The 25,760-nt window shown below is 44.0% G+C and carries 21 protein-coding genes and 1 other RNA gene; 12 read left to right on the forward strand and 10 right to left on the reverse strand.

Features of this window, described 5'->3' with window-relative positions; all coding sequences use genetic code 11:
* Window positions 1–67: 67 nt before the first annotated feature.
* Together GFS24_RS26030 and GFS24_RS26035 are read left to right on the forward strand one after the other, a co-directional pair.
* Window positions 68–1,531, forward strand: a complete 1,464-nt coding sequence (locus GFS24_RS26030; RefSeq protein ID WP_153664875.1) for a PLP-dependent aminotransferase family protein — start codon at window positions 68–70, stop codon at window positions 1,529–1,531.
* Between the two features lie 82 nt (window positions 1,532–1,613).
* Entirely contained in the window at window positions 1,614–2,042 is a 429-nt protein-coding gene (locus GFS24_RS26035; protein ID WP_153664877.1) for a GNAT family N-acetyltransferase, read from the forward strand.
* Window positions 2,043–2,087: 45 nt separating this feature from the next.
* Here the strand turns inward: GFS24_RS26035 and GFS24_RS26040 are convergent, their stop codons facing one another.
* The 3 genes from GFS24_RS26040 to GFS24_RS26050 all read right to left on the reverse strand — a co-directional run bounded on the left by GFS24_RS26040 (window position 2,088) and on the right by GFS24_RS26050 (window position 5,824).
* On the reverse strand, window positions 2,088–2,846 hold the full coding sequence (locus GFS24_RS26040; protein ID WP_153664880.1) for a phytanoyl-CoA dioxygenase family protein: 759 nt from the start codon (window positions 2,844–2,846) through the stop codon (window positions 2,088–2,090).
* A gap of 93 nt (window positions 2,847–2,939) precedes the next feature.
* Window positions 2,940–3,776 (reverse strand): helix-turn-helix domain-containing protein, encoded by an 837-nt coding sequence (locus GFS24_RS26045; RefSeq protein ID WP_153664882.1) that lies wholly within the window; start codon window positions 3,774–3,776, stop codon window positions 2,940–2,942.
* Window positions 3,777–3,778: 2 nt separating this feature from the next.
* Complete coding sequence (locus GFS24_RS26050; RefSeq protein ID WP_153664884.1) at window positions 3,779–5,824, reverse strand: hypothetical protein; 2,046 nt, start codon at window positions 5,822–5,824, stop codon at window positions 3,779–3,781.
* Between the two features lie 194 nt (window positions 5,825–6,018).
* On the opposite strand from GFS24_RS26050, the gene GFS24_RS26055 reads away from it, so the two are divergent.
* Window positions 6,019–7,092, forward strand: coding sequence for a glycoside hydrolase family 26 protein (locus GFS24_RS26055; protein ID WP_153664886.1), 1,074 nt, complete (start codon window positions 6,019–6,021; stop codon window positions 7,090–7,092).
* On the opposite strand, the gene GFS24_RS26060 is transcribed toward GFS24_RS26055, so the two are convergent.
* Window positions 7,086–7,910 (reverse strand): sugar phosphate isomerase/epimerase, encoded by an 825-nt coding sequence (locus GFS24_RS26060; RefSeq protein ID WP_216647537.1) that lies wholly within the window; start codon window positions 7,908–7,910, stop codon window positions 7,086–7,088. The genes GFS24_RS26055 and GFS24_RS26060 overlap by 7 nt on opposite strands.
* Before the next feature lie 280 nt (window positions 7,911–8,190).
* Between GFS24_RS26060 and GFS24_RS26065 the strand changes: the two genes are divergently transcribed.
* The 4 genes from GFS24_RS26065 (at window position 8,191) to GFS24_RS26080 (ending at window position 15,217) form a co-directional block, all read left to right on the forward strand.
* Complete coding sequence (locus tag GFS24_RS26065) at window positions 8,191–11,484, forward strand: TonB-dependent receptor (RefSeq protein ID WP_153664888.1); 3,294 nt, start codon at window positions 8,191–8,193, stop codon at window positions 11,482–11,484.
* Between the two features lie 12 nt (window positions 11,485–11,496).
* Window positions 11,497–13,290 (forward strand): RagB/SusD family nutrient uptake outer membrane protein, encoded by a 1,794-nt coding sequence (locus tag GFS24_RS26070; protein ID WP_153664890.1) that lies wholly within the window; start codon window positions 11,497–11,499, stop codon window positions 13,288–13,290.
* An 11-nt stretch (window positions 13,291–13,301) separates the two neighbouring features.
* A complete protein-coding gene (locus GFS24_RS26075; RefSeq protein WP_153664892.1) occupies window positions 13,302–14,747 on the forward strand; it encodes a glycoside hydrolase family 28 protein in 1,446 nt (481 codons plus the stop codon).
* A 128-nt stretch (window positions 14,748–14,875) separates the two neighbouring features.
* A complete protein-coding gene (locus tag GFS24_RS26080) occupies window positions 14,876–15,217 on the forward strand; it encodes a HopJ type III effector protein (protein WP_153664894.1) in 342 nt (113 codons plus the stop codon).
* 46 nt (window positions 15,218–15,263) lie between these two features.
* Here GFS24_RS26080 and ssrA read toward each other — a convergent pair.
* The 4 genes from ssrA to GFS24_RS26100 all read right to left on the reverse strand — a co-directional run bounded on the left by ssrA (window position 15,264) and on the right by GFS24_RS26100 (window position 19,827).
* Window positions 15,264–15,636, reverse strand: a transfer-messenger RNA (tmRNA) gene (gene ssrA, locus GFS24_RS26085).
* Between the two features lie 25 nt (window positions 15,637–15,661).
* Window positions 15,662–16,996 carry an RIP metalloprotease RseP gene (rseP, locus tag GFS24_RS26090; RefSeq protein WP_153664896.1) on the reverse strand — a complete coding sequence of 445 codons (1,335 nt, stop codon included), beginning with the start codon at window positions 16,994–16,996 and terminating at the stop codon, window positions 15,662–15,664.
* Between the two features lie 53 nt (window positions 16,997–17,049).
* On the reverse strand, window positions 17,050–18,213 hold the full coding sequence (locus GFS24_RS26095; protein ID WP_153664898.1) for a 1-deoxy-D-xylulose-5-phosphate reductoisomerase: 1,164 nt from the start codon (window positions 18,211–18,213) through the stop codon (window positions 17,050–17,052).
* 114 nt (window positions 18,214–18,327) lie between these two features.
* Window positions 18,328–19,827 carry a GH3 auxin-responsive promoter family protein gene (locus tag GFS24_RS26100; protein ID WP_153664900.1) on the reverse strand — a complete coding sequence of 500 codons (1,500 nt, stop codon included), beginning with the start codon at window positions 19,825–19,827 and terminating at the stop codon, window positions 18,328–18,330.
* 322 nt (window positions 19,828–20,149) lie between these two features.
* Here GFS24_RS26100 and rplU point away from each other — a divergent pair, with 322 nt between their 5' ends.
* The 5 genes from rplU to GFS24_RS26125 all read left to right on the forward strand — a co-directional run bounded on the left by rplU (window position 20,150) and on the right by GFS24_RS26125 (window position 23,691).
* Window positions 20,150–20,452, forward strand: a complete 303-nt coding sequence (gene rplU / locus GFS24_RS26105) for a 50S ribosomal protein L21 (protein ID WP_074240352.1) — start codon at window positions 20,150–20,152, stop codon at window positions 20,450–20,452.
* A 35-nt stretch (window positions 20,453–20,487) separates the two neighbouring features.
* On the forward strand, window positions 20,488–20,766 hold the full coding sequence (gene rpmA / locus GFS24_RS26110; protein WP_153664902.1) for a 50S ribosomal protein L27: 279 nt from the start codon (window positions 20,488–20,490) through the stop codon (window positions 20,764–20,766).
* A 66-nt stretch (window positions 20,767–20,832) separates the two neighbouring features.
* Window positions 20,833–21,198 carry a hypothetical protein gene (locus tag GFS24_RS26115; protein WP_153664904.1) on the forward strand — a complete coding sequence of 122 codons (366 nt, stop codon included), beginning with the start codon at window positions 20,833–20,835 and terminating at the stop codon, window positions 21,196–21,198.
* 118 nt (window positions 21,199–21,316) lie between these two features.
* Window positions 21,317–22,999 (forward strand): PHP domain-containing protein, encoded by a 1,683-nt coding sequence (locus GFS24_RS26120; RefSeq protein ID WP_153664906.1) that lies wholly within the window; start codon window positions 21,317–21,319, stop codon window positions 22,997–22,999.
* On the forward strand, window positions 22,999–23,691 hold the full coding sequence (locus GFS24_RS26125) for a PrsW family intramembrane metalloprotease (protein WP_153664908.1): 693 nt from the start codon (window positions 22,999–23,001) through the stop codon (window positions 23,689–23,691). The genes GFS24_RS26120 and GFS24_RS26125 overlap by 1 nt, the downstream gene beginning before the upstream one ends.
* On the opposite strand, the gene GFS24_RS26130 is transcribed toward GFS24_RS26125, so the two are convergent.
* Window positions 23,688–23,858, reverse strand: a complete 171-nt coding sequence (locus tag GFS24_RS26130) for a PLDc N-terminal domain-containing protein (protein ID WP_153664910.1) — start codon at window positions 23,856–23,858, stop codon at window positions 23,688–23,690. The two genes, GFS24_RS26125 and GFS24_RS26130, sit on opposite strands and share 4 nt — an antisense overlap.
* A 983-nt stretch (window positions 23,859–24,841) precedes the next feature.
* Entirely contained in the window at window positions 24,842–25,753 is a 912-nt protein-coding gene (locus GFS24_RS26135; protein ID WP_153664912.1) for a type IX secretion system membrane protein PorP/SprF, read from the reverse strand.
* Window positions 25,754–25,760: the final 7 nt, after the last annotated feature.

The following is a 25,760-nucleotide window of genomic DNA, read 5'->3' on the forward strand; positions in this document are numbered from 1 at the left end:
GGCACCAGCCCAGATACCTGTATAATGACTATATTTGAATACCGATATTCACCAAACCAAAGCGCGGATGTTACCATATAAATCATTAATACAGGTTGATCGAAATGCTGCTGTACCATTGTATATACAGGTCTGCAATACATTTATATCATTGATCACGAATGGCACGCTACAGCCATCGGATCTGTTACCAAGCTCCCGGATACTGGCAGATCTGATCGGCATTAACAGGAACACCGTGAAACTGGCGTATGAAGAACTGATCAGTCAGGGTTGGGCTGAATCCATTGAACGCAAAGGCGTGTTTGTACTATCCAGGTTACCTGTGCTTTCCAAAAACAGGCTTCCGGAAGCTAACAAAAGCAACAGTCCACAAGAGGGGTTCATATGGACCAATAACTTTGAAAATGCGACACCTGCCGAAAATCTTCAGCAAACACTTCTTGCTATTGATGATGGTTTTCCTGATGTGCGCCTGGCACCGGTAGATCAGCTCATGCGGGAATATCGAAGTCTTTCCAGGAGATTTTACAGGAGGAACTTTCTGAAGTATGGTAGTTCTAAGGGATCAGAACATCTTCGCACCGCTATTTGCAACTACCTTTCCAATAGCAGGGGTTTAGTTGTTTCTGCTGAAAACATACTCATTACAAAAGGCAGCCAGATGGGCATCTATTTAGCTGCACAACTGCTGCTTAAGCCTGCTGATAATATAGCAGTGGGGGTTTCTAATTACATTTCAGCAGATGATACTTTCAGGCATTCGGGTGCAAACCTCCTGCGGATCCCTGTTGATCTCCATGGAATGGATATTGATCACCTCGAAGAACTCTTACAGCACAAGAAAATAAAGGCCCTATATGTGGTGCCGCATCATCACTTTCCAACAACGGTAACTATGAGCATGGAGCGGAGGTTAAAACTATTAAACCTCGCCAAAGAATACCGTTTTGCCATTATCGAAGACGATTATGATTTTGATTTCCACTATGATAATAAACCCTACCTGCCATTGGCCAGTGTTGATCACAATCAGCATGTAATCTATATCGGTTCAATTTCGAAAACCTTTGCCCCTGCCCTGCGGATCGGGTTTATGACAGGGCCTTCTGCGTTTGTGGAAGCCGCATCTTCATTAAGGCAGCTGATAGACAAACAAGGTGACACCCTATTGGAAGAAGCTTTTGCTGTGCTGTTCGACAATGGCGAAATGGACAGGCACTTCCGGAAATCATTAAAGATCTATAAGCAGCGCAGGGATTATTTCTGTCATTTGCTCAAAGCCGATTTTAATGATGTGATAGCGTTCAAAACACCAGAGGGAGGACTTGGCGTATGGTCCAATTTTGATAAAAAGATCGATCTGATCAAAATGTCTGAAGATGCCTTAAAGAAAGGGCTTTATATCGGAAATGGGAATTTTTATAAGAACGAATCCTTTTCAACCAATGCACTGAGAATGGGGTTTGCTTCACTGGAAGAAAGTGAAATGATAAAAGCGCTCGGGATACTGAAAAAGATTTTGCATTAAGGCCGGTGGGCCACCCATTATCTTCTGGCTGGCATATTTAGCATCCACGTCGCTGCCCTAGTTTTGTAGCAAACAAACAATTATGGAGGTTAAAATAATAAAAACAGCGCTGGAAATTGAACAATGCCGGGAAGTTGCTTTTCTGCTAAGGCCACATCTGAATAAAGATAACTGGGTTTCCATGATCTCGGAGATGATGCAAAATGAAAAGTACAGTATCGCCGGAATTATGGACAATGATAAAATTGTTGCCTTTGCAGGATACCGCATCATGACTTCACTGCATAGCGGTTATATAATTTACATTGACGATCTCTGCACGCTGGAAACTTATAGAGGGAAAGGCCTGGCGTCTCAATTATTAAAATATGTGGAAACTATTGCTGTATCAAATAATATGGATGCAGTAGTGCTTGATACCGATTTTAATAATAATACGGCGCAGAAGTTATATCTGAAGAATGGGTTTAAGCTGGCTGCGCTTCATCTTGCCTGTGATCTGAGAAAATAATAAAGAAGCGAAAAGAAGCTATCTTTTCGCTTCTTTATGGTATTGCTATAAGAATATCAAAGGATTATTGCCCCTGTTCTCTCCCCGGCAATGATATACTTTATGATTTATATTATCAGGATGTTGCTGGTTCATGACGAGGTCCGTATTAAAATACCGCATGGTATAGCCAGTCCTTCTTTTATCACTTGTATTGGGATTGGCGCCATGAATAATGCGGGAGTCATGCAGGGAGTAATGATTTTGCTTCAGCTCAAGCCACACCACCTTGCTCTCATCAACTGCTGATCTTTTTATTTCAATATTAAAAATGCTGTGATCCGTATTCATTTTTTCATATTCGGAAAACCCGTTATTGTGCGAACCCGGGATCACGCCCATACAACCGTTCTCTTGTACAGATTCATCTATAGCCAGCCAAAGTGTAACAATGCTATCAAAACGGTCGAAGCGGCCATTCCAATAAGCGCTGTCCTCATGCCAGGGTGTTTTCTTTCCGGTTTTTGGTTCTTTGCAGATGAAGTGACTGCTCCACAATCCTATATTCGGGCCTATTAATCCCTGAACAATATCCAATACTTCGGGAGCCATTAAAAATTTAAATAAACGTGCATCCTTCATGTGCGGCACATCCAGTTCGTCCGGCCTTAAGTTACCCCGGTTATTCAGATGCTCTTCAAAAATGGTAAATAACTCGTTGAATCGTTCTTTACTGAATAAGGGTCTGCTGGTAAGTAGGTATCCGTTGTCTTTGTAATAGGAAATTTCTTCCTGAGAAAGCCTTGTTTTTTCTTCTGTTTCCATTACATCATGTTTTGATGTAAATGTAGTGAGCAAGGGCATCAGAATACGGTCTATCTTTTACTCTTTAACCCCTGTTTTTTACGCTAAAGCGACCTACACTATCGTCTGGCTGCTTTTCCTATATGCTGATGGTGTTTGTTGGTATAGCTGTTTAAAGGTTTTATAAAAATGACCAAGGTTGGTGAATCCGCAATCATTGCAGATTGTTTTTATAGGCGCATTGGTGATAGAGAGTTGTTTGGTAGCAAAATTCATACGCAGTTCAGTCACCAGGTCCGTCAATGTTTTATGCAGGGTCCGTTGCACAGTTCTGTTCACATGGTCTATATTTCTTTCCGCAAGATTGGCAAAACCGCGTACACCCTGCTTAAACAGAAAAGGTGTGGAAAAGCCTTTTATAGCCTGGTTTAACCAGGCAGGTATTTTCTGATCTACAGATAGCGGATCATTATCAAACAATAAACGGAAAATGAACAGCAGTAAATGATCCAGATAAAAGCTGGATTTGCGGTTCTGCAATACCTCTTCGGCCCGTTGTGAGATCCTGCGGATAGATGAAACTGCCATCAGCGTCTGATAGGGAACAATATCACGGGTCCAGAAAAAGGTATCGGAGCCGGCAAAATATCTGCTTCTTAAATGTTGTAAAGTATCCAGCGAAAAAGCAAGGTTCATTAAAGTAATGCCTCCTTTTGCAGAAGTGAAAGTGTGCTGATCATCCGGCCGGACCATAACCAGGTGACCGGGTTCCAGCATCACTTTGCAGCCATTGATCAAATGGGTGCCGTTTCCGCTTTCCACCCAAAAGATCTCCGCAAAATCATGCTTATGCAAAGACAGGTCGTGACGGGAATGAATAGTAACCCTGGCCAGGTGAAAGGCCTCATCGCCTCTCACAAAATTTTTCAACAGGAATTTCTTTACGCCCATGATCAGAATATCTTTATTGTTCCGGGTTTCCCCTGATACTTTATTTTACCATCCAGCGTGATCTTACAAAAGGTTGAAGAAAGCTCCACATCTACTACATGGTTCCTATGAGAGAATCCTTTTATTTCAACCTTATCTTTTATAGTGGATCGGGGATGGATCCACAAGCTGCCGTCCAAACGGGGATCTAACCCTACCATGCCATACAGGATAGCACCCGCGCCCATTAGCCCTGCAACAACATTAGCCCTTTTAAAGGAAGGTGCGCCGGGACGATCGCAATAATGCTCCTGCGGAAAATAAGGGAGTTGCTGGCCTATCCAGAATTGACGTTTTAATACGTCCCAGGCTTTTTCCGGAAGATTCTCCTGGTAAAGGTCTAATGCCAGCTGGGGCAGATCTCCTGAGTAAGCGCCGCCGCCGCCCCAATCTGTATCTGTCACTTCGTAATGAATGGAATCTGCTTTGGATACACTGCTAACACCATAAGGAAAAAGGAATTTGCCTTCTTCCAATTGTTCCAGCATTCTTTTCTTCATAGCTGGTGTGCATATACCGGTCCGGAGGATATCGAACACCTGGATGGAATATACAATCTCTTTATGGCCGTCGGGATATTTGCAGCAGAACCATCCGGTTGCTTCATCCCAGAGCGCTTTTTTAACATCCCCGGCAATAACATCTGCATTTTTGCGCCATTGCTGAACAGCTGTTTTATCATAACCGATCTTTTCTCCCATATCTGCCAAACGCCTGAAACACCATGCCCGTTCTGCATTGGGACTGGGCACCATATGTTCCCAGCCCATGCCCCGCATTTCAAGTAAATTATGCTGGTTTCCGTAATCGATCACGCCATTTATCATGGGTCTTTTTTCATCGCTTAGCACGAGCTTCTTTACCTGTTCAAACAGATCGGGATAAACACGGTCCTGGCAAGCTATGGCATATACGAGAGCCGTAAAGGCAGTAGTGCTGTATGCATATCTTACACCCAGTCCCGTTCCATCCTGTGCAAAAGCATAATAATTTTCCAGGTCGATGGCCGTCATCATGCGCGCAATGTCCAGCAATTTGTCTCCCATCATCAGGGAAACAAGCCCGGGCGCATATCCTGCCACATCCCACAGGTAAGTGTTCATGCCACCTCCATCCAGTCCGCTGGTAACAATGGTAGGTTGCAATTTAAATTCCGGTTTTTCCCAGATGCATACCAATCCTGAAGCAATGGATCTTTTATAATAGCTCTCGAGTGCTGCATGGTTTGTTTTAAGTGTAGGGATATCTTTCAACGCCCATGCCAGTCGTTTTTTCCAAGCTTCATCTGTTTGTTTTTCCCAGGCTGCCAGGCCATCATTGTTTGTACTTTCAGCGAACACCACGGCGATATAACCAGTCTGGCTTTGCTGCGGGGTAATGTTCAGGTGCTGTCCTTCCTGCAACACATTCACTTTTACAATGTCGTTCTTCTGCGGATCAGCCGGTGGCATAAAGCCCCATTCCTTCAGCGGATATGCAGCAGGTTTCCCTTTATTTATTAAGGGGATCATCGTCACATCCATGTTAACTGCTGTTCTGTTCTTTATCTCATAACGTATTAAAAAGCCTGGCTTGTCTGCCAGTGGTATGAGGTGTGAATTGATCTCAAAGGAAATCAGGCCACCTTCATGCATCCTGTGATAGGTGCCTCTGCGTATGATCCTGTCTGGCTGCCATTGCCCACCGGTATAAAGGATATTCCTAATCTTGCTGCCCCAAACGAAGTGATCTCTGATAGTATCGCCATTCACTACAAACCGGGCTTCAAACTTAAATCCATTGCCTGAAATTGGCGGAGACATTACCTCTCCCACTCCTAAGACGGAATTTAAAACCGGGTTTACACTGGTATAACCACTTCCCACCCAAAGGTGGTTGGGAGGTGTGACCAGCGCGTTCAGGTCAATCGCAAAATCTTTGAGCTGCCATTTGGACTGGGCCATCAGCTGAGAGCAACAACATGTGAGCAGGAATATGAGTTGACCAGTTCTTGCAAAGCGTATTTTCATCCGTTAGTTTTATCTTTTTTATTTGCTGGATAGAACCTAAAAATAGTGAAACTTTCAGGGAGGAAGCAGTTTCCTTTTATCTTAAAATAGCTGTTTACTACGCTAAACCGACTATGCTGAAGAATAGCCCTCCTGATGTGTGTATCTTATAACCGCAAGGCAAAAAATTTCTGTTCATCTAAAAAAGAAACGTTATGAAAATCGCTATCCTGAAACTATTTACATTAATGCAGGTGATGCTCAGTTCGGGCTGTGTGAAGCAGGAAAACACGCTTGTTACTATTCCCGATAACCTGATAATGGGCGCCAATCCTACGCTGGACCGCAGCACCGATTCACTGTTAAGGTTCATTCAGAACCTTAAGAATCAACCGGGCAAACGGATACTGGCCGGGCAAAACAGTAACATCTCTCATAAAACGCAATATAAACTGGGAGATGATCAGATCATTCATCCTTTTGCGCAAGCTACCGGAAAGTATCCGGCCATTGTTGGTTCTGATTTTAATGATATTGACAACTGGAGAAATCATTCCCCTTTCCTGAAAGATCTGAACAAGCAGCATGGATGTATTATTGAGATCTGCGGCGGCCTCAACAACCCTGGAGTTACCAGCGGCAGTGATCTCAGCGCTTTATTACCTGGCGGCTCGCTGAGAGCGCAATGGGTGACCAACATGGATTCCATGGCGGCCAAATTAGCGTACTTCCAGGCAAACCAGGTAAGCATATTATACCGGCCTTTCCACGAAATGAACGGTAGCTGGTGCTGGTATTACACAACTAACCATGCAAACTTCAGAGCACTGTGGGCCGACCTGTTCAATTATCTCACGAATACTAAACATTTAAATAATCTCATCTGGATCTATGCCCCTAACAATAATGTAGTGGGTGACGGTGCCTACACCAATTACTACCCCGGTACCAGCTATGTAGACATTGTGGGAGCGGATGTGTATGCCGACAATATGGTCATCAATGATTACAGTGTGATAAGAACCCTGGCCAAACCTATCATGCTAACAGAATTCGGCACTGGCCATGGCGTAAGAGGAAACAGTGATCCGAACCTGAATGGCACGTTTGACTATAACCTGCTGGCGGAAAAGATCAGGACCACCTATCCCAATGTGATAGGCTGGCTGTGCTGGCATGACTGGAACACCACCCAGCTGGGATGGATCTATAAATCTATGTACAAAAATAATTATAGTAATCTCATCAATCACAGCTGGGTGGCATGGGCCAGTGATGTTAACTATTGATAACGCTTCCGCAGCAATTGCAGCATATACACATTAATGGCCCATTGATCAGATAAGGGATCACGTGTATAGGGAAGCGTTGGCATATAATCAGGTGGGCCGAATTCAGTTAATACTGTAAGTCGCTCACCTGCTTTCTTTTTTGCTTCCACCACTTTATCCCACCAGTCAAAATGCGCATTCACTGCAGATTCCCATTCAGGCGCCCGGGGATCATTCACCTGCGGCCCTTCCGGATGACCAATGCGTGCATGAATATGGTCTACACGGGACAATGTAAGATCAAGGGTTTCCTGCTGATCCTCCAGCAGGGTTTCGCTCACATTACACCAATGCGACACATCGAAAGTGATACGTAACTCCGGAATGGTATCAATATAATGCCTGGCCACCGGCGCTGCATACAGCATCCTTGCCCGATGTGTTTCATGACAAATAATGATACCCGTTTGCCTGGATAATTTGGTGGTATGATCAATGAAAGCTTTGTTCTGATCATAGCTGAAAAAGTCCCTTCCGGAATGGCAATTGATGTAAAGCGGCCGCTGAATAGTTTGTGTGGCGGCTTCATCTATCATGGCAGTAAACTCATCAAAATGCTTTTGATAGTTACTGCTGAAACCGGCACACAGTAATCCAACTTCCAGCTCATATTTTTTCAGTGCCGCAAATAATTCTTCCTGCACTTTTTTTTCTGATGGCCATAATGTTTCGATCCCATCATATCCTTCCTCTTTTACCTTCCTGCAAAGTTCATCGATAGTGCCGGGAAAGCCCCAGTTGGTGGCCAGGATCTTTAGTTCAAATTCATTATTCATATTAAGATCTGATTTATAGGTTGTTGTTGTAAGGTAAGCACATCCATAGGGTAACAATGCCCAAAAGTCGTTTTAGCGTAAAAAACAGCTATTTTAAGATAAAAGGAAACTGATTCCACCTTGAAAGTAGTCGTTATTTTTACAGCGTTAGTTGAATACATAGGTGAACGTTGTGAACAATATTAAGACTCTCTTATTCTTTGGTTCGGGTAAGGCTTTCCACGTACTTCATTATTTTCTGTAAAGTAATCTCATTATTATTCTAAAATAGATTTCCGTTATGCTAAAATCGCTACACATGTCCTGCCGGGTTGTGCTTGTTTCCGCAGGAATCCTATACCTTTCCACTGCTGTATCAGCTCAGCAGCCAACCAGCGCCCCACCGGCCACGAATGTCGTCACCGGGCATATCACCAACGAAAAAGGTGAGCTCATGGCGGGAATTACGATCACTGAGAAAGGCACGAAGAATTTCTCCCAGGCTGACAGCCGTGGTGATTTCCGCATTCGCATCCAGGGCAAAGAAGCTATCCTGGTGTTTTCTGCTATCAACGTTGCCACAAAGGAAGTGAAAGTAACTGCTGGCCAGGTTGTGAACGTATCCCTGGCGGACAAAGCGACGGAGTTAAATGATGTTGTGGTCATTGGCTATGGCACCCAGCGCCGGCAGGACCTTACGGTATCCGTATCATCAGTTAACGCAGGGCAGATAAAAGATATCCCCCTCAGTTCCGCCATGCAGGCATTGCAGGGCAGGCTGGCAGGTGTGAATATTTCAACGACAGAAGGAGGGCCCGGAGCACCTGTCACTATCAAAGTACGGGGTGGCGGTTCTATCACCCAGGATAATACACCACTATATGTAGTAGATGGTATCCAGGTGGAAGATGCACTTTCGAAAATAGCACCGCAGGATATTGAGTCTGTGGACGTATTGAAGGATGCAGCGGCCACTTCCATTTATGGCGCCAGAGGAGCAAATGGGGTTGTTATCATTACTACCAAAGGCGGTAAACCCATGAAGACAGTTGTGGCCTACAATTATTTTTATGGCATCAACAAGCTCGCAAAAAAATTCGATGTGATGAATCCAAAAGATTTCATCGAATACAATTGGGAAAAAACAAGGAACACTTTGGCAGACAGTTCTGCTTTTACTTCTCAATATGGCAATAACTGGGGAGCAGGGCTGGATTCGATCAGGAATGCGCCTGGCGTAGACTGGCAGGACCTCACGTTCGGAGAAAATGCGCCCACCCAAACCCATAATGTAAGTGTTACCGGAGGAGACAGGGCAACTACTTTCAACATCAGCTACACCAACAACAATGAGAAAAGCGTAATGATCAATTCCAACTATTTAAGGAATCTCTTAAATGTGCGGCTGGATCATATTGTTTCAGATAAATTTAAGGTGGGGTTGAACTTCGCCTATAACGACCAGGTGATCAATGGTCCCGGAACGAGCGCATCAGGCAATGTGACCAATAACCGCCTGCGCAATTCGGTTAAATACAGGCCCTTCCTGGTTAATTCAGATGATCCCAACAACTCTAATGATGCGTCTTATTTTGAACAGACAAATGCCACAGGGTACTACCTCATCAATCCCGTTCAATTTTCCAATGCTTCTTACCGGCGTAACCGTGCGGTGAGCACCACCATCAGCTCCTATTTGCAATATGCATTCACTAAATACCTGTCGCTGCGTGTTACCGGTGGTATTAATAAAAATGATGGGAAACTGAACGTGTTCGATGATTATATAACCTGGAATGCTATCACCAATAGCTCGGGCAAACCCATCATCAACATCGTTAACAGCAACACGACCTCCATCACTGAGAATGCAGCACTTACTTTTAACAACAGTGTTTTCAAATCTAAGTTTCACAAGGACAATTCCATCACTGTGCTTTTGGGCCAGGAAATATACCAGGCTTCTTCCCTTTCACAAACAGACCAGGTAAGATATCTCCCGATAGGCATAACACCCGAAAAAGCCTTTTCACAGTTGAGCCTGGGAACCTCTACCCCGCTGTATCCTGCATCCACAGATACAAAAAGCAGGATCGTTTCTTTCTTTACCAGAGTTGGCTATAGCCATAAGAATAAATACCTGGCCACATTCAATATGCGGGCAGACGGATCCTCAAAGTTTGCCCCCGGCAATCAATGGGCATACTTTCCATCGGCATCTGTTGCCTGGCGGATCTCCAACGAGGAGTTCTTTAACAAGAACAGCTTTGCCTCCGATGTTAAACTCCGCTTGAGCTATGGGCTAGCTGGTAATAACCGGATTAATGATTTTCTGTACTCTTCCCTGTACAGGTCTAACGCCACTCCCTACAGCCTGAATAATACACTTATTCCGGGTTATGCAATAAACAACCTGGCCAACAAAAACCTGAAATGGGAATCTACTCTTTCCCGCAACGTAGGATTGGATGTAAGTCTCTTTAATAACCTTTTCCAGGTAACCCTGGATGCTTATCTGAATGATACCCGGGACCTGTTGATCAATGTGCCCATTGCCGCCAATTCCGGATTCAGCACACAATTGCAGAATGTTGGCAGCGTGAGGAACCGAGGATTGGAATTACAATTGAGTACAACAGCTATTTCGAAAAAAAATTTTAAGTGGGCTATTAATTTCAACATATCCACTAATCGCAATAAGATCATTGGGCTCTCGAATGTTTCCAACCGTTATTTTGCCAGCTCCGGATGGGGACCGGGTAATGATTACCTCGTGCAGGTGGGACAGCCGGTGGGCACCATCTGGGGGTTTGAGTCAGATGGCATGTACACCCTGAATGATTTCGACTACAATTCCAGTAATGGTGCTTATGTACTGAAGAAAGGAGTGGCCGATAATACAGCCTCTGTAGGTATCCCCGCTCCGGGAACAAAGAAATTAAAAGATCTGACAGGCGATGGTATAGTAAATGCAGATGACCGGACGATCCTCGGTACAGCACAACCGAAATTTACCGGCGGGCTTAATAACCAGCTCACCTATAAAAGATTTGACCTCAGCGTATTCGTGAACTTTGTGTATGGAAATAAAATACTGAACGGCGATAAGGTTGAATTCAGCAATGCCTATGCAGGCAGCTTTTCTAATCTTACTGCTATCATGAACGATCGCTGGCGTACCATTGATGCGAATGGCAAGGCTGTACAATGGGCTGTTTCCGTTAATGGGAAAACACTGCCTGCAGGTGCTCCTCCGGAAACACTCGCTGAAATAAACAAGGGTGCAAACATCTGGCAGCCTATCAAAGGAGGCAATTACCTGTTGCTGGATTCCTGGGCTGTTGAAGATGGTTCTTTCCTGCGCTTCAATAATATAACACTGGGATATAGCTTGCCGGTGGAAACGCTGTTAAAGAAAAAGATCAGCGCCTTCCGCATCTATTGCACTGTAAATAACGCCGGTATTCTCACCAAATATACGGGCCTGGATCCTGAGGTGAGCACCAAAAATTCCAGTCTTGTAACTCCCGGCGTTGATTCTTCTCCTTACCCACGCAGCAGAACATTCATCGCGGGTATTAATGTTAAATTTTAGATCATTCAGCATATGAACATACTTAATTCAAAGAAGCTTGCTGTTCTTACCGGGATTCTTCTCCTGACCATCTCACTTAATTCGTGCGAGAAATTTTTAACACTGAGCCCTGATTCCGCTTTTGATGAAGCTTATGTTTTCGGCAGTGTGAACGATGCTTACAGCGCCGTATTAGGTGCTTACGCTTCACTCTCCGGGGACAGAGGATACGGCGGAAGGATCCAGTATTATTTTTCCAATGACTCCGATGATTCTTACTGCAACGCCAGTAATACAGTGGCTATTGGTGGTGATAACGGGGCTAAGGCACTTTGCCGGTATAATGCACTTGCCACCAATACGGAACTGGATGCGGAATGGAATATCTATTACGCAGGCATCGACCGTACCAATAATTGCATTAAGAACATTCCGAAAATGTCCTTATACACCAATGGATCTGACAACGAGAAAGCAAATCTGAAAAGATTACATGGTGAAGCACTGACTTTAAGGGCACAGTTCTTTTTTGACATTATCAAATTCTGGGGAGATGTGCCGGCTCCTTATATTCCTTCCTTAGACCAACCGGATCTTAACCTGCCGGCAACGAACAGGGATTCCATCTATGACCATATCCTGAACGACCTGGCTTTGGCCGCAACCCTTTTGCCATGGCGCGGCGATCCGGGTGTTGCAGTTGATGAGCGGATAACCAAAGGAGCTGCAAAAGCCCTGAGGGCAAGGATCGCACTTTTCAGAGGCGGATATTCGCTGAGAGCTGTGTCTAAGCAAATGGAGCGTCCTGCCGACTATCTTAAATATTACCAGATTGCCAGGGATGAATGCAATGATATCATGCTCTCCGGAAAACACAAACTGAATCCAAGCTTTATGGCTGTATTCAAAGATGCTTTCGATGCACATAGGATTGAACCCAATGGCGAAGCACTGTTCCAGGTGGGACTATCCGGTGGAAATGGTGTTTCAGACGGCCGCGTAGGTTTTATCGATGGTATCCGTACTAACGGTAATGGCATGGGGTCCTATTGGGCACTTCCTACTTATTTCTACAAGTTCGATAGCCTGGATGCAAGAAGGGATGTGACCATCGCCAGTTATGCCATAAACGGATCAGGTCAGTATACCGGGATCGCCACTGTTTACGGACCTTTTGTGATGGCAAAGTTCAGAAGGGATTGGCACTCCAATCCTGTTACCCCGCCTAATAGCAATACTGCTTATACAGGTATCAGCTGGCCAATGATCCGCTATTCTGATGTGCTGCTGATGTTTGCAGAAGCGGAGAACGAACTTAAACAGGGACCTTCGGCAGAAGCGATTAGCGCATTTAAACAAGTGCGTGTAAGAGGGTTTAATGGGGACGAAAATAAAATAGGCGTTATCCCTTCTGACTACACCGGATTTTTCAAGGCTGTCGCCGATGAAAGGATGTTTGAATTTGGCGGTGAGGGATTGAGAAAATGGGACCTGATCCGTTGGAACCTCATCACTCCCCTATTTGCCGAAACCCGCATCAACCTGGAGAAATTCAGGTTGCGGCAGGCTCCTTACAATAATGTGCCTGCAAGGATGTATTACCTCAATGGTTCTACCACAGGCATCGTTTATTATTCCAGTTATTATCAGCCTTCACAGGCCAATCCACCCGCAGGATATTCAAGTGTGAACTGGGCATCTTCGTATGGAAACACTTTTGCTAATGACTGGGCCGGAAGTTTTGTGTCTAATCAAAGAGAAATTTTGCCTTATGGGCCTCAAACACTCAGCAGCAATCCCAGTCTTCGCCAGGGATATGGATATTAAACATTGGAAGAATGAAATGTAAGAATGCTTTATTACTCTTTACCTTGATCTCATTCCATGCAAAAGGAAATGATTTTAACATACTCGATTTTGGCGCAATCAGGGACACCAGCAAACTAAGCACCCTGGCCATCAACAAAACGATAGAAGCTTGTTTTAAAGCCGGAGGCGGAAGGGTCATTATTCCGGCCGGCAATTTTAAAAGTGGTACCATCACTTTATTGAATAATGTAGAGCTCTTCTTAGAACGGGGTGCAGTGTTATACGGCAGTACTGATCATCACGATTATCCCCGTCAACAGCAGCCCGCATACCGCTCTCAAAAAGATCCCGGTGGATGGTATGCCCTGATCTATGCGGAAAGTGCCAGCAACATTGGCATCAGTGGGTTTGGGACAATAGATGGCCAGGGCGCCAGGCAAGTGCCACGCCCTGGCCCCAAAGGTGCTGTTCATGAAGACAGGGACGGAAGACCAAGGAATATCCTTTTCATATCCTGTCAGAAAATTTCGGTACAGGATATAACAATGCAGAACTCCGGTATCTGGAACCAGCATTATCTGAATTGCGAAAACGTGGTCATCAATAATATCCGTGTTTATAATCACAGTAACAGGAATAACGATGCGATCGATTTAGACGGATGCAGACATGTAGTAGTGTCTAACAGCATAATGGATACGGATGACGATGGCATTACTCTCAAAAGCACAGGCGCAGCTCCCTGTGAAGATATTGCCATCACCAATTGTATAGTGAGCAGTTTTTGTGCCGCCATTAAATGTGGTACAGAATCGACCGGAGGGTTTAAAAATATCCTGATCAGCAATTGCATTGTAAGACCCTCTTCCTGCCCTACAGCACCCATTTTCAGAACTCCCCGTATAGGGCAGGTGGGTATTGCGCTTGAAGTTGTTGACGGGGGAATAATGGATGGTGTAACCGTGAGCAACATTATCATAGAAGGTACGGAATGTCCGATCTATGTGAGGCTTGGTAACAGAGCTCGTAAACATACAGATGAAGCGCCGGAGCCACCTCCCGGGAAAATGCGTAATATTTCTTTATCCAATATAAACGTATATGGCGCCGGTAATTATTCTTCCTCCATTACCGGTATACCCGGCTCTCCGATAGAGAATATAACGTTGAACAATATCCGAATAGTGAACAGGGGTGGCCTTAAGCAAGGAGAATATAGAAGCGAAGTTGCTGAACTGGAAAAGGAATATCCTGCGCCTGACAAATGGGGCAACCTGCCGAGCTCAGGTTTTTTCATCCGGCATGTTAATGACATTGCGCTGTTTGATATTACGCTCCGTTCGTTGGCAGCCGATCCCCGGACACCTGTGATCGCCGATGATGTGGATCATTTGCATATCTCGGATCTGCGGTCTGATCGTCCCGCTGCGAAAACTGTACAGCTACTTCATGTTCGAACCTTTAAACAAAAGTGATAATACCTATTAGTGAAAATTAAAATGCCCTGGGAATTCCCGGGGCATTTTAATTTTCTTATGGCTATTTCAGGTTCACAAAAGATATAAAAGAATTTCTATTTTTGGCCGGTTAAATACTATTCGGAATGAAAGAACAACTCTTTGCTTTGATCAAAAGATCAGAAGACAATTCACTCACGTTCAAAGAAGTGCTGGAATTGATAGATACTCACTATCAACATCAGCCAACTGCCTTTAAAAATGGAGAGACATATAATGAAGCAACACAAAATCAGGGTAGTGCCAGGGTTTTTGCTTGTGCCCAACTCAATCATTTGGATGAGGAAGATACGCTCTACCTGTTTGCGGAGCATTATCAATCGGTATTAAATAATCCGGAAGGTACGGACCACCAGAATATCAGGCAGTTTATAGTGCATGGCTGGCCGGGGATAGTTTTTGAAGGGCAGGCCCTGCTGGCTAGATAGCATAAAAAAGGCTATAAATCTGTGATTTATAGCCTTTTTTATAAGTTGGTGGAACCGCCGGGAGTCGAACCCGGGTCCAAACATATTCACCGAAAGCTTTCTACATGCTTATTTCTGCATTGGTTTGTCGGAACTTGGCAGGGGCAAAACAAACCAACCTCGTCCTTATCCGTTTGAGTTTCGGTACCCACTCACAGAAACCATGAGTACCTATTCCGCTATTGGTTTGATTCAGCGGCTGAAGTCACAGCAGACAGCAACTCACAGCGGCCATAATGGGTGCGCTAATTTAATTAGGCAGCCATGGCGTAGTTAGATTCGCCTTTTGATGTTTGGGTATTCAGATTTACGTGCTAATTATCCAACGCACGGCATGCTTACACTTTCAAAGACCTATGCTGTCAAAACCGGTCGGCCCCATGTTTTACAGAATGCAAAGATACATTAAAATTTCGAGGTGATCCAACGCCACACATCCAATCCATTTGCAAACAGCAATAAACTGAATAATATTACCATACCCACGATCTGTGCATATTCCATGAATTTCTCACTTGGCTTACGGCCGGTGATCATTTCATACGTCAGGAATACTACGTGACCGCCATCCAATGCAGGAATAGGCAGGATATTCATAAAGGCGAGGATAATGCTCAATAATGCAGTGAACGTCCAGAAGCTCTGCCAGTCCCAATAAGAAGGGAACAGGTTACCAATGCTCATAAATCCACCCAGGGATTCTGTTACTTTTACTTCTTTGGAAACAAAGATCAGGCGCAATTGCTGTACATATTTCACCAGCGTACTCACCGCTCTGTTGAAACCTGCCGGAATTGCCTGGCCAAAAGTATATTGCTTTGTTGTGATGTCGAATTGCTTCTCTAAAAGGTAAGCCATTCCAAAACCTTTCACCGGTACTTTGGGATGGAGTGTTACGGTATCTGCCCCTCTCAATAATACTACTTTCACTACTTTATTAGTGTCTTTGCGAAGAGCAAGAGAGAATTCATGGAAGTAATTCACGGTGCTGTCGTTCAGACTTAACACACGGTCTCCCTGTCTGAATCCTACTTTGTAACCATCTCTTTCTTTTAATACAGTATCCAAAACCGGCAATGCCCGTGGCTCTGCAAACTGTCCCTTCCGCTTGATCAATTGTCTCACAAAACCTTCGGGTAGTTTGATGTCCATTTTCTGACCATCTCTTTCTACCTGGATGCTTTGTGCTTCTCTCAGGATCATTTCACCTGCCAATCCTTCAAAATTATCTACTGGTTTATTAGCTACAGCAACGATCTTATCTCCATCTTTCAAACCAATACTTCTTGTCAGAGAATCAGTTACGATACCATATTTTACACTTGAAGTTGGCAGATACTCTTCACCATAATGCCAAAGCAACATCGTGAAAATGAGGAATCCGAGGATCAGGTTCACCGTTACCCCGCCGATCATAATGATCAGTCTTTGCCAGGCTGGTTTGGAACGAAATTCCCAGGGTTGGGGAGGTTTGTTCATCTGCTCCTTGTCCATACTCTCATCTATCATCCCGGAGATCTTCACGTAACCACCCAGTGGTAACCAGCCCACGCCATATTCCGTATCTCCTTTTTTGAATTTGAAAAGGGAAAACCAGGGATCGAAGAACAGGTAGAACTTCTCCACTTTGGTTTTGAATAACTTGGCCGGGATAAAATGCCCTAATTCATGCAGGACCACCAAAATTGACAGCGACAAGATCAATTGTCCTGCTTTTACAAATATTTCCTGTGTTGTCATGTATTATTGAATGTATACTTTTAAGCTAATGTAGATAATTAAGGTGACAAGTGTCAGGTCAGGCTGTGGATTAACTCGGCAGCGTGCTCGCGGGCAGCTGCATCAGCCTGATAATAATGCTGTAAAGACGGCTTTTCAACAAAGGGGATCTTTACCAGTGTTTCCTCAATCACTTCCGTCATTTGCAGGAAGCCTATGCGGTTCTTTAAAAAAGCGTTCACTACCTCTTCGTTGGCTGCGTTCATGATACAGGCGGCATTTCCACCTTTTTTCAATACCTCTGTGGCAATAGCAAGGTTACGGAAAGTTTTGGTATCTGGTTGCTCAAAAGTAAGTGAGGGGTAATTCTTAAAAGAAAAGCGTGGGAAATCGTTGGACAAACGGTCCGGATATCCCAGGGCATACTGAATAGGTAATTTCATATCCGGGAGGCCCATCTGGGCTTTCATGGAGCCATCTGCAAACTGCACCATGGAATGGATGATAGATTGCGGATGAACGATCACTTCAATCTGGTCTGCTGCCAGGCCAAACAGCCATTTGGCTTCGATCATTTCCAGGCCTTTATTCATCAGGGTGGCAGAATCTATGCTGATCTTGGCGCCCATGCTCCAGTTAGGATGTTGCAGAGCGTGGTCTTTCTTTACGTTGAAGAGGAAATTGGTCTTTTTCCCCAGGAAAGGCCCGCCGGAAGCGGTGAGGATCACTTTTTCCACTTTAGACAAGGGCTCTCCCTGTAAACACTGGAAGATAGCAGAATGCTCAGAATCAACAGGGATAATGGGCACATTCTTTTTGCGGGCAGTGGCTATCACAATATCTCCTGCTACCACCAATGTTTCCTTATTGGCCAGGCCAACCGGTGTACCCTGTTCCAGCGCAGATAAGGTAGGTGCAAGACCAGCAAAACCCATAATGGCCGCCAGCATAAAGTCTATAGTATCCCACGCTGCTACTTCCACCATAGCGGCGGGACCTGCAAATACTTTGATCCCTTTATCAAATAACACTTCTTTAACGGCAGCATATTTGCTCTCATCGCCAATTACAACGGCATTTGGAGAAAACAGCAAAGCCTGCTGGATCAAGAGTTCTGTATTCTGCTGAGCAGTTAATACTTCCACCTCAAATTTATCCGGATGCGCCGCAATCACTTCTAAAGCCTGGCGACCAACAGATCCGGTTGAACCAAATATTGCAATACGTTTTTTACTCATGATCAGACAAGAATGACTCCTGTGGTTAAATTTAAACAGTTTTTTCAATATGCGTGCGGAAACCGGCTTCTGCGCATATAATTGAAGAAGCCGGTCCTTTGCGTAATAATATGATTAGCGTCCTGCCAGGTAGTTGCCCAGTTCGTCAGCAATGCGCCTGTCGTTACTGAGCCGGGGCACTTTGTTCTGCCCTCCCAGCTTACCGATGGATTTCATATAGTCAATAAATCCGTTTTTACGTACGGGCCTGATCTTTAAAGGTTGTAATATATTACCGGTTAACAAATCTTCGTAGTAAATGTTCTTGTTCCGCAATTGTTGATCCACCTGGAGGGCAAATGCTTCCAGGTTATCCGGCACCTGTTCAAACTCCACAAACCACTCATGATAAGGTAATTCTCCATTTACCTGGATACGCGGGGCTACTGTAAATTCAGTGATACGTACGCCACTGGTATCCGCAACCCCCATCAGGCTTTGTTCTACCTCCTCTCCGATCACATGTTCCCCGAAAGCAGAAATGAAATGTTTCGTGCGGCCTGTTACTACGATCCGGTAAGGATTGGTAGACACAAACTTAACGGTATCTCCTATGTTATAAGCCCAAAGACCTGCGTTGGTGCTTACTATCAGGGCATAATTCACTCCTGTTTTCACTTCTTTCAGCGGAATACGGGTGGGATTCTCATTAAATATTTCCGTTGCGGGAATAAATTCAAAGAAGATACCGCTGTTGGTATTCAACAACAATCCCTCCTGTTCCTGTGAATCCTGGAAGGCGAAGAACCCTTCAGAAGCAGGGAAAGTCTCAATGGTGGTCACTTTCCGGCCAATAGAATCAATCAGTTTGGCCTTGTATGGTTCAAAGTTCACACCGCCATGCACCAGTAATTTGAAATTCGGGAACAGTTCCCCTACAGATTTACCACTCTGAGCCATCAACCTGTCGAAATACATCTGCATCCATGGCGGAATACCACTGATCAGACGCATATCTGCATTGATGGTTTCCTCCACGATCTTGCCCAGTTTGGTTTCCCAGTCTTCAATACAATTGGTTTCGTAGGTGGGTAACTGGTTGGTGCGGAGATAACGTGGGATCTGGTGATTGGCAATACCACTCAGTCTACCGGTGGGAATGCCGCCAACACGTTCCAGTTCCGGTGATCCGGAAAGGAAAATGAGCTTACCATCAAATACGCTGGTATCGCCGGTTTCCACCACATTACAGAACACCGCATTGCGGGAAGTATTAAAATGGTGGTCTACAGATTCCTTTGTGATGGGGATATATTTAACCCCGCTGGTAGTTCCTGAGGTTTTGGCAAAGTAAATGGGCTGCCCTTTCCACAATATATTATGCTTGCCTTCTTTTATCTTCTCAATATAAGGCTTGAATTGTTCATAGTCCCTAACGGGAACAGCCTGCTTAAAGGCTTCATAGGATTGTATATTCTCAAACTGGTGATCTTTGCCAAATTCCGTTTTCCTGCCGGTTTTCATCAGTTCTTGCCAGATTGATTCCTGATCTTCCACCGCCCTTTGCATTTCCTTCTTTACCTTATTTGCGATAATGGAAGCAAATGGTTTGGCCAGCAGTGATTTAAACTTCATGCCCCGATTTTTTTATATTAATGATCAACGTAAAAAACAAAAGTATAAAAATTGTACGCAAGATAACAGTTTTTCGGAATGGCTACAGCTGGCCATTGTAGCGGAAATTGGGGTATAACAGGGTAGGGCGCGGGGGAACAGGGATGCTAAACAATTGTTAAAAAAAACTAAAATAGTAAAAACTCCGTATCTTTGATATGTAAAAAGCTATTTTTCAATGTAGTGTCCTGCGTCTGTGGGATATGCACTGTAATAAGTATTAATTTCTTTGTTAATTAAATAACAATGTAATACCTTTGCAGGAAATTATTTTTGGAATATTATGTTCGCAGTTGTAACAATCGCAGGTCAGCAATTCAAGGTAGCTAAAGATCAAGAGATCTTTGTACAGCAATTGACTGGTAATATCGGGGATAAAGTAGAATTCGCAGAAGTTCTGCTGACCGACAACGACGGCAAGATAACCGTTGGCACTGATGTAAAATCAGTAGTAAAAGCAGAGATCCTGGCTCACGTTCAAGGTGACAAAGTGATCGCTTTCAAAATGAAGAGAAGAAAAGGCTTCAGAAAGAAAGTGGGTCACCGTACTCATTTTACCCGTATCAAGATCAACGAAATTGCTTAATTTTATATTGATAAAAACTATAAAGTAACAATACAATGGCACATAAAAAAGGTGAAGGTAGTGTTAAGAATGGTCGTGATTCCCATAGCAAAAGGCTGGGAGTTAAAATCTTCGGTGGCCAGGTGGCGGTAGCAGGTAATATTATTATCCGTCAAAGAGGCACAGTTTACCACGCAGGTTCTAACGTAGGTATTGGTAAGGATTTTACCATCTACGCTCTTACAGATGGTCTTGTGGAATTTAGAAAAGGTCAGAAAGACAGAACTTTCGTTTCAGTTAAGTCATTTGATACCACTGCACAGGCGGAAGCCTAGGTAGTGTTAGCCATAAAGTTTTTTTTGATACCCAATTTTTTTACTAACCCAAAAATTCAAAAAACAATGGCAACAATTAAGAAAGTAGCTAAAAAAGCTGCTCCTAAAAAGAAAGCTGCTGCTAAGAAAGCTGCTCCTAAAAAGAAAGCTGCTGCTAAGAAAGCCGCTCCTAAAAAGAAAGCTGCTGCTAAGAAAGCTGCTCCTAAAAAGAAAGCTGCTGCTAAGAAAGCCGCTCCTAAAAAGAAAGCTGCTGCTAAGAAAGCTGCTCCTAAAAAGAAAGCTGCTGCTAAGAAAGCCGCTCCTAAAAAGAAAGCTGCTGCTAAGAAAGCCGCTCCTAAAAAGAAAGCCGCCGCTAAAAAGGCTGCTCCTAAGAAGAAAGCTGCTCCTAAAAAGAAAGCTGCTCCTTCTGCACCTTCAGCTCCGGCCATGTAATTTCGAATTTACTAACTGTAGCATAAAGAGCCCCGATGCAAATCGGGGTTCTTTTTTTGTGTAAACTCCCCCTCCCCCCTTTGTTCATTCAAGCCGAATCGCCTAACTTACGCCATCTATGGACAACTATATCATTGCAGATAACTTCTCCCTGCTCGCAAAACTGATGGATATTCATGGCGATAATTCTTTTAAAGCCAAATCCTTTGCCAATGCAGCTTTCCAGATAGAAAAGCTGACCGTTCCCCTGGCAGAAACTCCGCATGACGCCATTTTTAAGATCAAGGGGATCGGTGAATCCACTGGTAAAAGTGTGATTGAAATGCTCCAGACCGGAAGGTTCGGGGTACTGGAAGACTACCTGCAAAAAACACCGGCAGGTATCCTGGAAATGATGAAGATCAAGGGTCTTGGACCTAAAAAGATCGCCACTATCTGGAAAGAGCTGGAAATAGAAAGCTTAGGGGAATTACTCTACGCCTGCAATGAAAACCGCCTCCTCCTGTTCAAAGGGTTTGGACAGAAAACACAGGATAGCATCAAGCAAAGCATTGAATTCTTTTTGTCTAACCGTGAGCGTTACCTCTATGCGGAAGTTGAAGCTTTTGCCGGTGAAATGGAAGGCATGTTGCAACAAATATTTGCTCCTGCACAAGTGTCCATTTCAGGCAATTTCCGCCGCCAGCAGCCCATCATTGACGAATTGGAGCTGGTGATAGCAGTGGCTATAGATCAGGTGGCAGAAAAGCTTAAAACAGTGGAAGGCTTCACGCGGCTGGATAATACAGATGATGCCATCATCGTACAATACAAAGAACACATCAAACTAAAGATATACGGCGTAGAACCAGCGCATTTTGCGACCAAACTTTTTGTTACCACCGGTACAGAAAGTTTCCTGGACCAGTTCTTTGCTCATGCAGGCCCGGCATCAGGCGGAGACGCGCTTACAGAAGAAGCTATCTTTGAGAAAGCCGGTCTTTCTTACATCCATCCCTGCCTTCGCGAAGGGAATGAAATAATAGCGCTGGCCGCGGGTAATGCTTTACCCAAACTGATAGAAACTACTGATATTAAAGGCATTATTCACTCTCACAGCCAATGGAGTGATGGTCTGCAAAGCCTGGAAGAAATGGCCAAAGCTGCCAGGGACCAGGGTTTTGAGTATCTCGTGATCAGTGATCACTCCCGCTCTGCTTTTTATGCAAACGGCCTGCATACCGAGAGGATCGTTGCCCAGCATCAACAGATAGATCAATTAAACAGCCAGCTGGCACCCTTTAAGATCTTCAAAAGTATTGAAGCGGACATCCTCAATGACGGCAACCTGGATTATCCTGATGAGATCCTCGCCAGTTTTGATCTTGTGATCGCCTCTGTGCATTCCAATCTTAAAATGACGGAAGAGAAAGCCATGGCACGTGTGCTGAAAGCCATCTCTAATCCATATACCACCATCCTGGGGCATATGACGGGCAGGCTGCTGCTGAGCAGAAATGGTTATCCGCTCAATCATGAGGAGATCATTGATGCCTGCGTCGCCAATAATGTGGTGATAGAATTAAATGCACATCCCCGCCGGTTGGATATAGACTGGACCTTTATCCCTTCTGCGATTAAAAAAGGGGCGTTACTTTCTATTGACCCGGATGCCCATACCATCAGCGGATATCATGATATTAAATACGGTACGCTGGCTGCGCAAAAAGGAGGATTGACGAAAGAAAAGAACCTGAGCAGTTTTACACTGCAAGAATTCGAATCTTTCCTTGCGCAACGTAAACAACAAAAAGGGATCTGATGATCTTACAGATACTGGCTATAGCCATAGCGCCCGGCGTTGCTATTTCCCTGCTCATTTACATGCTGGATAGCCGTAACCGTGAGCCGGTCAGACTGTTGATCCGTGCCTTCCTGCTAGGTGTACTGAGTGTATCTTTTCCATTGGCTATTCAAATGTTTGCCGCTTCCCGTGGCTGGAGTGCTTCCATGCCGGGACTGCTCAATACTGCCATTTATGCATTTGGTGTGGTAGGCCTGAGTGAAGAATTGGGTAAATTCCTGGTGCTCCGTTTCTATGCTTATCCCAAAGCTGAATTTGATGAACCTTTTGACGGGATCGTTTATTCTGTGATGATAGGAATGGGATTTGCCACAGCAGAAAATATCACTTATGTAGCGCAGTATGGTATCGGGACCGGGCTGGCGCGCATGTTTATTTCTGTACCTGCGCATGCTGCTTTTGCAGTTTTAATGGGGTATTACACCGGGCTGGCTAAGTTCATCCCATTACACAGGGGTACATTATTGATGACAGGTCTCTTCTGGGCAGTGCTATTCCATGGCGCCTATGATTTCTTTCTCTTTATAGGGGACAGTGTTTACCTGATGCTGGCTTCCCTCCTCTGCTTCTATATTGCAGTGCGTTTATCTATCCGGGCCATAAAACATCAAAGGGAAATATCCCGGCGCTGGAATAAGGAGGAACCTTAATTCTCTTCTGTTACATAACCTCTTGTTAACCAAAGGTACAGGCCGTATCCTATGTAGGGGAGGAAAAATACGAGGATCAGCCATTTCAGGTGATAAGGACGCGGATTGTCTGACTGCTTAAAGGTATGCTGTACACAAAACCTCACTACCAGCCAAATATGGAGCATGGCAAATAACGTAATTAAGCCTTCTGTCATTAATAAATCCATCCAATAATGCTTTACTGAAATTTACGAAATTTCCGTATAAGTTGATACTGAACCCTTCTTTTATAAGCAAAAAAAGAGCCCGACTTGACAATCAGGCCCATCCTCCAAATTAACTAGTAATGCAAAGTGGATAAAAGAGTTATATATCAGGGAGATAGTGATTAATTTTTCGCACAAAGGCCATCATTCACGCTTTAAATCTACAAAAAAATATTTACTATGTTAGGAATACTACTATTTTTTAGCATATAAAACGAAAAAGCCCGGGGTTTACCCGAGCTTTTTATATATGTAATGTCATTGTATTTATCCTTCATAGAAAGAGCCCGATTCGACCATCAGGCTCGTTTTTCTCCAATTTAGCTTAAGACAAAAATCCCTTATTCCCTAATTAAAATCAATATGTTGCGTTCACTGTAAGTTGGATGTCTACTAAAAAAAAGAAGAGCCCGACACGAACATCAGGCTCGGTTTTTTCTCCAATTTAGCTTAAGACAAAAAGTTGTGTAAGCGCCTTATGGGCCTACTAAATATCTTACAGTGGTGTATTCTCAATGTGTTTAAAAAGAACTTATTGATTGGCAAGGTGCTTCTCAAATTCGTTTAACCAAATCTATATGAAAAAAACGAAGAAACAAACAATTCTATGTTAGGATAACTAACTGTTAACTAAAATAAATAGCTGTACGTCTCAAACCTTTTATGGTTCCTGCTTCCAGGCACTTTATCTGTTAATGATTGTCCCTTTCCTTTCAAAGATCGTACATCAAATTCATACTAACCTGCACCTCCAAACTTAACACAAATCCTATAAAAATGTTCAACACTTTTTGAAGAATTATCCCTTAGTATATGCTTGAAGGTGGTATATACGTATAAAAGAAATATCCGGATTTATTATTCCGGATATTTCTTTCTATAATATGTTATTTATTGATAATCTAAAATAAACGTGGGGTGAGGGTTTTCCCTTTCTTAAATGCAAAACGGTAATTCAGCATCAGGTCATGAGAGCCTGATTGCATTCCTTTGAGGTGTGTAGCGGATGCAAAATCATAAGAATATCCCAGCATAAAATTCTTTGTGATCTGGATCTGTATCATAGCACTGGCTGTTTTTTCCGTACGCCATGTAGCGCCAGCCCAAACAATATCCTTGATGAGGAATGCTGCACTGAGATCCAGTTGCAGGCCCGCTCCCGTTACCTGTCTTAATAACAGGCCCGGCCTGAATTTGATCTCCTTGCTCACATCTTTTATAATACCTGCCTGCAGATAGAAATGTCTTTTAAATTCTACTTTGTTGGCAGCGCTTCCCAGGTTAAAACTTTTAAAGACCGGCGCTCCTATCCCAACAAAAAACTTCTCGGAGAACAACGTCATACCGAAGCCTACATCAGATTTCCAGTATTTCTGGTTAGTCGCAAATACAGGGTCATCTGTTCCCAGATGCGTATTGTCGTCGGAAAACTGTTCCATTCCTCCATTTAATCCCAGCGCCAGGAAAAGCTTTTCATTCATCTTCACTTTCTGGGAAATATTGAAACGAAAACCTGTCTGTGAATAAATGGTGATCTGATCTTTCATCGCCATAAAACCAATACTTGTACCTGTGGCATTGATCGGCGTATAAAAAGAAAAGGCAGCGGTTTTTGGTGCACCTTCCATTCCTACCCACTGATTACGGGCAACAACGGTTGCGCTGCTAAATTCGTCCATGGACGGATATGCGGGGTTTACAACCATACCGTTGAAAAGGTATTGCGCAAATACTGGTTGCTGCTGAGCAACTACCTGTTGCGTGCAACTACAGATCATCCCGACTACGAACAGCTTTCTGAGGCTCTTTTTCATAGTAATA

Origin of the sequence: Chitinophaga sp. SYP-B3965 (assembly GCF_009647655.1) — a bacterium.
Classification (GTDB): Bacteria; Bacteroidota; Bacteroidia; order Chitinophagales; family Chitinophagaceae; genus Chitinophaga.